The organism is Synechococcus sp. PCC 6717 (genome assembly GCF_022698185.1).
Taxonomy (GTDB): domain Bacteria; phylum Cyanobacteriota; class Cyanobacteriia; order Thermosynechococcales; family Thermosynechococcaceae; genus Thermosynechococcus; species Thermosynechococcus lividus.
In genome coordinates, this window is sequence record NZ_JAKLTV010000016.1 from 23,994 (window position 1) to 31,493 (window position 7,500).

The 7,500-nt window shown below is 54.8% G+C and carries 7 protein-coding genes; 6 read left to right on the plus strand and 1 reads right to left on the minus strand.

Annotated features, from left to right (window positions below; translation table 11 throughout):
* Window positions 1–55: 55 nt before the first annotated feature.
* The 6 genes from dnaK to psaM all read left to right on the plus strand — a co-directional run bounded on the left by dnaK (window position 56) and on the right by psaM (window position 6,999).
* Window positions 56–1,981, plus strand: a complete 1,926-nt coding sequence (gene dnaK / locus L5470_RS08295; RefSeq protein WP_499499340.1) for a molecular chaperone DnaK — start codon at window positions 56–58, stop codon at window positions 1,979–1,981.
* Between the two features lie 148 nt (window positions 1,982–2,129).
* The gene (locus L5470_RS08300; RefSeq protein WP_499499342.1) at window positions 2,130–4,496 is read left to right on the plus strand and encodes a GH116 family glycosyl hydrolase; all 2,367 of its coding nucleotides are present in this window, start codon (window positions 2,130–2,132) and stop codon (window positions 4,494–4,496) included.
* 118 nt (window positions 4,497–4,614) lie between these two features.
* Window positions 4,615–5,064, plus strand: coding sequence for a hypothetical protein (locus L5470_RS08305; protein ID WP_099797721.1), 450 nt, complete (start codon window positions 4,615–4,617; stop codon window positions 5,062–5,064).
* Window positions 5,065–6,231, plus strand: a complete 1,167-nt coding sequence (locus L5470_RS08310) for a GAF domain-containing sensor histidine kinase (protein ID WP_499499344.1) — start codon at window positions 5,065–5,067, stop codon at window positions 6,229–6,231.
* Window positions 6,228–6,803, plus strand: coding sequence for a PepSY domain-containing protein (locus L5470_RS08315; protein WP_448515233.1), 576 nt, complete (start codon window positions 6,228–6,230; stop codon window positions 6,801–6,803). The genes L5470_RS08310 and L5470_RS08315 overlap by 4 nt, the downstream gene beginning before the upstream one ends.
* 100 nt (window positions 6,804–6,903) lie before the next feature.
* Window positions 6,904–6,999, plus strand: a complete 96-nt coding sequence (psaM, locus tag L5470_RS08320; protein ID WP_099797727.1) for a photosystem I reaction center subunit XII — start codon at window positions 6,904–6,906, stop codon at window positions 6,997–6,999.
* A gap of 298 nt (window positions 7,000–7,297) precedes the next feature.
* Here psaM and L5470_RS08325 read toward each other — a convergent pair.
* Window positions 7,298–7,500, minus strand: a 203-nt coding sequence (locus tag L5470_RS08325; protein ID WP_499499347.1) for a hypothetical protein, incomplete at its 5' end; no start/stop codon positions are given.

The following is a 7,500-nucleotide window of genomic DNA, read 5'->3' on the forward strand; positions in this document are numbered from 1 at the left end:
GTATGGGTGTTGTGCCCCAGATCGAAGTTAGCCTGCAAAGGGAGTCTTAGTCGCTATGGCAAAAGTTGTCGGAATTGACCTTGGTACCACCAACTCCTGTGTGGCCGTTATGGAAGGGGGCAAGCCTACGGTTATTGCCAACGCTGAAGGGTTTCGGACAACCCCCTCCGTTGTCGCCTACACCAAAAATGGCGATCGCCTCGTGGGTCAAATCGCCAAACGGCAAGCGGTCATGAACCCCGAGAATACCTTCTATTCAGTGAAACGCTTCATTGGCCGTCGCTTCGATGAAGTGATCCACGAAACCACTGAAGTCTCCTACAAAGTTTTGAATGTCAACGGCAATGTCAAACTAGACTGCCCCGCCCAAGGCAAGCAATTTGCCCCCGAAGAAATTTCTGCCCAAGTCCTGCGCAAGCTGAAGGATGATGCTAGCAAATACTTGGGCGAAGAGGTAACCCAAGCGGTGATTACCGTACCCGCCTACTTCAACGATTCCCAACGCCAAGCCACCAAAGATGCCGGGCGCATTGCGGGTCTTGAGGTGCTGCGCATCATCAACGAACCAACCGCCGCTTCACTGGCCTACGGTTTGGATCGCAAGAGTAACGAAACCATTCTCGTGTTTGACTTGGGTGGAGGTACCTTTGATGTCTCCATCCTCGAAGTTGGCGATGGCGTCTTTGAAGTCCTAGCCACCTCCGGGGATACCCACTTGGGTGGAGACGATTTCGACAAAAAGATCGTGGACTTTTTGGCGGAGTCCTTCCGTGCCCAAGAAGGCATTGACCTGCGCAAAGACAAGCAAGCCCTACAGCGGCTCACAGAAGCTGCCGAAAAAGCCAAAATCGAGCTATCCAGCGTTACCCAAACAGAAATTAACTTACCCTTCATTACCGCCACCCAAGATGGGCCTAAGCATCTTGACATGACGCTGACGCGAGCCAAATTTGAAGAACTCTGCGCCGACTTAATTGAGCGTTGCCGGGTGCCCGTAGAGCAGGCACTCAAAGATGCCAAACTCAGCAAAGACCAAATTGATGAAGTCGTGTTGGTGGGAGGGTCAACCCGAATTCCGGCGATTCAGGAACTGGTGAAACGCTCCCTTGGCAAAGAACCCAACCAAAGCGTCAACCCCGATGAAGTGGTTGCCGTCGGAGCCGCCATTCAAGCTGGGGTACTCGCGGGTGAAGTCAAAGATATTCTACTGCTGGATGTGACTCCTCTCTCCCTCGGGGTAGAAACCCTTGGCGGGGTGATGACCAAAATTATTCCTCGCAACACCACAATCCCCACCAAAAAATCCGAAGTCTTTTCTACGGCGGTGGATGGCCAAACCAACGTGGAAATTCACGTCCTGCAAGGGGAGCGGGAAATGGCCGCCGATAACAAGAGCTTAGGCACCTTCCGTCTGGATGGCATTCCACCTGCACCTCGTGGTGTGCCCCAGATTGAGGTCACCTTCGACATTGATGCCAACGGTATCCTGAACGTCAAAGCCCGCGACAAAGGAACGGGCAAGGAGCAGTCCATTAGCATTACCGGCGCTTCGACTCTGCCGAAGGAAGACGTTGAGCGGATGGTGCGCGAAGCAGAAATGAATGCCGCCGCTGATAAAGAAAAGCGCGAGAAAATCGAAACCAAGAACCAAGCAGAGCAACTCTGCTACCAAGCCGAGAAACAACTCGCCGAAATTGGGGATAAAGTCTCCAGTGGGGATAAGGACAAGCTCACGGCGCTGATTGCCAACCTGCGCTCGGAAATTGGCAGCGAGGCCGAGAAGAAACCAGTGGAGTCCATTGACTTCGGGCGGGTTAAATCCTTGATGCAGGAGCTACAACAAACCCTCTACAGCATCGGTGCGAGCGTCTATCAAAGCGGTGAGCCAAGCACTGCCACCGGTGGCGCCAGCAGTACAGGGAGTAGCTCTAGCAGCGGTGGTGATGATGTCATTGATGCGGAGTTCTCGGAGACCAAATAACTTGGTGGCTGGTTCCTAAATAAAATAGCCTCAGGGGGAATGCCTGCCCCCATGCTTGCGTTCAGACTAAGACTCCTTTTGCCCCCTAGGAACTCACTAGGGGGTTTATGATTATGGAGCCGACGTTACTACCAGATGGGCAACAGGTGTGGAAAACAGCGTAATTGACGTGGCTAATTGTGCATGGAGTCGGGCGATCGCCCATGGATGGGAGACTCCGTACCGCGTCCGCTATGTCAGTAATCTTGACGATGGACCATGGCATGGGATGCCCCTTGGGGGGTTTGGGGCGGGCTGTATTGGTCGCTCTTCGGCAGGGGACTTTAACCTTTGGCATTTAGATGGCGGTGAACACCTGTTTCAAACGGTTCCCGCCTGTCAATTTAGCCTGTTTGAGCAGGGAACTGGTGCCTATGCCCTCGGTAGTCCACCAGCAGACGGTACCTTGGCAGCGTGGCAGTGGTATCCCGCCGGTCAGGGGACGTATAGCGCTCGCTATCCCCGCAGTGGGTTTGTGTACGATGGTGTGTTTAGCACCGACGTCAGTTGTGAGCAATTTTCGCCGATTCTGCCCCACAATTACCAAGAGACCAGTTATCCGTTGGCAGTGTTTCTGTGGCAGTTTCACAACCCTACCGCACAGCCTATCACCCTTAGCTTAATGTTCTCATGGCAGAACATGGTGGGCTGGTTTACGAATGCGACCCCCTCGTCCGCCATTGAGATCCGCGATGATGGCAGCCCCGTCTATACCTATACCCCCCGCTGGCGGCACAGTCAGGGGAATTTCAATGAAATTCTGCAAACGGAGCAGTACCATGGCTGGCGACTGCGGCGATCGCCCCATGCCACCCCACCGCAGGAAGGGGATGGAGAATGGGCCGCCCTTGTGCCGACGGGAGTGGGGGAATGTTTCTGGCACAGCCGCTGGAACCCCGATGGCGATGGAGCCGACCTCTGGCAGTATTTTGCCAAGGATGGCTCGCTTCCCAACTACACCGACACCACCCCTGCCCACGCGTCAGAGCAAGTAGCCGCTGCCTTTGCCCTACGGTTCACCGTAGCCCCTGGGCAGACCACCGAACTGCCAGTGGTGTTGGCCTGGGATTTACCTGTAACGGAGTTTGGTGCAGGGATTATCTATTACCGTCGCTATACCGACTTTTGCGATCGCTCCGGTCAAAATGCGGTTCGTTTGGCCAGCCGCGGCCTCCAGCACTATCGCCAGTGGCAACAGCAGATTCGCAGTTGGCAACAACCCATTCTAGAACACCCCCACTGGCCGGACTGGTTCAAAATGGCGCTGTGCAATGAGTTGTACGTCCTCAGTAGTGGCGGGACGTTGTGGAGTGCTGCTAGCGATCGCGATCCCTTGGGGCAATTTGCTGTCCTAGAGTGCCTCGACTATCGCTGGTATGAAAGCTTAGATGTGCGCCTGTACGGTTCCTTTGCCCTGCTGCACCTGTGGCCAGACCTCGAAAAAACCGTGATGCGTGCCTTTGCCCGTGCCATTCCCACCGCTGACCCCACCCCGCGGATTATTGGCTATTTTTATCGCGGTGATCCAGCAACGGCCTACAGAGCACCCCGTAAAGTGGCCAATGCCGTTCCCCACGACCTAGGAGCACCCAACGAGCACCCGTGGGAGCGCACCAACTATACGGCCTACCAAGATTGCAACCTATGGAAAGACCTCGCTGCCGATTTTGTCCTACTGGTCTATCGTGATTTTTTGCTGACGGGGGGCAGTGATCTCGATTTTGCCCGCGAGTGTTGGCCAGCAGTTGTTGCTGCCTTAAACTACCTCAAACAGTTTGACACCGATGGCGATGGCCTCCCTGAAAATGGCGGTGCTCCAGATCAAACCTACGATGACTGGAGGTTACAAGGGGTCAGCGCCTATTGTGGGGGGCTGTGGCTGGCGGCTCTCGAAGCCGCGATCGCCTTGGCCACGGTACTCGAGCAACCGGAGGGCAAAACCTACGACCGATGGTTGCAACAAGCGCGCCCCCGCTACCATGCACTGCTGTGGAACGGTGCGTACTACCGCCTTGACACGGGTAGCGGCTCTGAGGTGGTAATGGCGGATCAACTCTGTGGCCAATTTTACGCCAAGCTTTTGGGCTTGCCAGATATTGTGCCGCCCGAGTGTGCCCGTAAGGCTCTGGAAACCATTTACAATACTTGCTTCTTGCAGTTTCACAACGGCACCGTGGGGGCAGCCAATGGCCTTTTGCCTAACGGCCAGCCCGAAGATCCCCACGCCACCCATCCCCTAGAAGTGTGGATCGGCATTAACTTTGGCTTGGCGGCGTTTCTGTGGCAGAGTGGCATGACCGCAGAAGCCTGGCGAGTGGCGGAGGTTGTTGTGCAGCAGGTCTATGAACATGGCCTGCAATTTCGGACCCCAGAAGCCATTACAGCCGAGGGCACCTTTCGAGCCTGTATGTACCTGCGGCCAATGGCAATTTGGGCGCTGGCCATTGTCAGCCAAGGCGAGCCCCTCAAAACTTGAGAATTTCGTAATCTACGTTACATTGTTGCAGTTTGTTAAGCCGCGACAATGGTGAACAACGAGTTGCCCGTCTATGATAGGGGGGTAGCGCATCAGCAGTCATAAATTAGAATCACCTATGGATAATCTTAGTCAACGCTACCTACGTCTTTGCCAAGCCTACAGCCAGTTGGCGGAGCGCTATACTAAACTAGATATTGATCATATGACCCTGCGGGAGCGGCTTGTGCCGTTCCTGATGGCCTTTAAGTACTACAAGCAAATGGCTGAGCAACTGAGTGCCGAAAAGCTAGCCATGCAGCAGGAGATCAATGACCTGCGCGATCGCTACCAGACATTGGCTAGCCAAACTGGGGACGTGCCAGTCAACGCCGAGCTATTAGCCGCCCTGAGTGAGGCGGAGGGGCAAATGGCTCTCATTGAAGAAACCCTGAAGGAGCAAGACACCGATCTTGATCCCAACTTGCTGCCTATGGAAAAGCAATTATTGGAAGAGTACACAGCAGGGGTCGGTGACTTTCAGGCACTGCTGCCCCACTCGTCAAGTCGCTCTGAGGGTGCCTCCTAAATGCTCTCGCCTGCCAGTGAAGAATTTGTGGCTCTGTGTCGCACTCAACTCAAGCTGGTTGTCACGACCTTGGGTGCCTCCTCACTGGCAGTGTATCTCAGTGAAACCCTCAGCGATCGCCCCTCTTGGTCGCCCGTCGTCGTCTATCCTGACTCCCCCTCACCCTTGGCGCTGTCATCCGCGTTGGCTCTTCCTGCGGCACCATTGACAGGCTCCTCCGCGTTACCACCTGTTGAACTCTTTTCTTCCTTGGCGAATCAATTACTATTGCCCTTGATGTACCAAAACTGGGTCTTGGGGGTATTGGTGGCGCAACGGGAGCAGCAGCCTTGGCTGGCAGCGGAGCGAGAACAGTTACAACAAGTCGCCCAAACCTTGGCGATCGCCTGTGTTTTGGATCAGCGACAGCAGTGGCTAAGCCACTCCAGCACCGCCCTTGATCAGCAGCAGCAGCACTTTGAAAATGTCCTCCACCAACTGCGTAATCCAGTTGCGGCAATTCGCACCTTTGTCAAGCTGTTGCTCAAACAGCTGGAACCTAGCCATCGTGGTCGTTCTCTTGCGGAGGGGATTGCCAAAGAAACGGAACGCTTGATGGCACTCCTGAATGATTATCGCCAACAGCGTGCTGACCTGCCTGCCCTCAGCGCTGCGGCTCCGCTGACCTTAGTGGGAACCCCCATAGACCTACGGGTCGCCCTAGCCCCCCTCATTGAAGCCGCACAAGCCCGCGCAGAAATGGAAGGCAAAACCTTTGCGGTTGAGATACCGGACGTGCTGCCTCCCCTATGGCTGGATACGCGGGTTTGCCAAGAGGTCGTGAGCAACTTACTGGATAATGCCTTCAAGTATACCTCAACGGGCAGTACCATTGGCTTGCGCCTCACGGTGATGGCTGAGAGTGTGGAGTTGAGGGTATGGGATAACGGCTGTGGCATCCCAGCAGCGGTGCAGCCCCACCTCTTTACCCGTGGCTATCGCGGTGTGCAATCAGACAGCGAGGTGGAAGGAACAGGGTTAGGCCTAGCGATCGCCCAAGAATTGCTGCGCCCCTACAATCTCAGCTTAAACGTCATCAGTCCCTMCCCTGCCGATAGTGATCATGGCACCGCCTTTACCCTAACGCTGCCGGTGCATACCACTGCCGTCGTGGGAGGTTCGCCGTGAGTTCCCTAAAGCAACAACTGCTCCGGTGGGGGAGTCAATGGCATCAACGGATGGTGCTGATCTTCTGCGTCCCACTCTTGATTAGTGCCATCACTGGTCTGGCGCATCGCTTGGGGCGTAGTTGGCTGGGGCTATCTAAGGACTTTGGCCGCGTCATGATGACGTTGCACGAAGGCCGTTACCTCGGTGAATGGATGATCCCCATCTACGTCCTAGCCGTTGGTCTGGGGGTATTGGCCATTCTGGCAACTGGGCTAGTGCTCCTGTGGGGGCGATCGCTACCCGCGAAGGGAACAGCACGACAGGTTCATCATCTAGTTGCTGGTGTGGCGGCGCTCCCCCTGTTCATCAGTGCCACCACTGGCATTGCCTATCGCTTAGGGCGCAATTGGCTAGGGCTATCGAAGGAACAGGCAGCGATTTTCCTGAGCTTGCACCAAGGCACCTACTGGGGTGAGGCGGGTCGTCCATTCTATATTTTGGCCGTGGGGTTAAGTGTATTAACGCTGATCGGCACAGGCGTAACCCTACTGCCGCGCCGGTGGTTCACCCCAACCCCCACCGCTGAGTAAATGTTACAAACTATGAGCAACCGTTGCCAAAGGTTAGCTCCTATGGACTAATAAGTACAGCACTTGATCGCCCATTCGTTTGTACCTTAAGGAGTCGTTCATGGCACTGACCGATACCCAAGTTTATATTGCCCTTGTAATTGCCCTCCTCCCCGCAGTACTCGCGTTTCGACTTTCAGCAGAGCTGTACAAATAGCCGCTCGCTGGAGCAACGCAAGCAATTACAGCCCTCATTACCTATAACGTTCTTAATTGTGGCAGTTCCTCACAGTGTGAAGTTTAGCAATGGGGAACTGCTTTTGTTGTTTATAGGAGTGATGTGGGCGGGCTAAAACCCCTCCGCTTTAGCGAGGGGATACAGCCAACTCAGGGGGCTTTAGCCCTCTCTATGTGTTAAACTAGAGACGTGGAAAGTAGGCGTATCAACTACGCGAAGAGACATCCTAGTACGGAGAAATCCCGGCAAGTAAGTCACTACCGCTTTAGCGGCAAGCCTAAACCACTGCAAGCAATGGCAGGATGTTGAGCGTATCGAATTGGCTAGTGTTGAAAAGCGCGAAACCACGAACCGAAACATAAACGTAGTCCCAATAGCGGAAATGCTTGAGGTGAGTAGGGGGTCTTTGACTGCCCCCACCCGCATTAAGTTGTGGGTGACAGCTCAAGGGAAAAGCGAAGCAACGCAGATCGGAAGAGC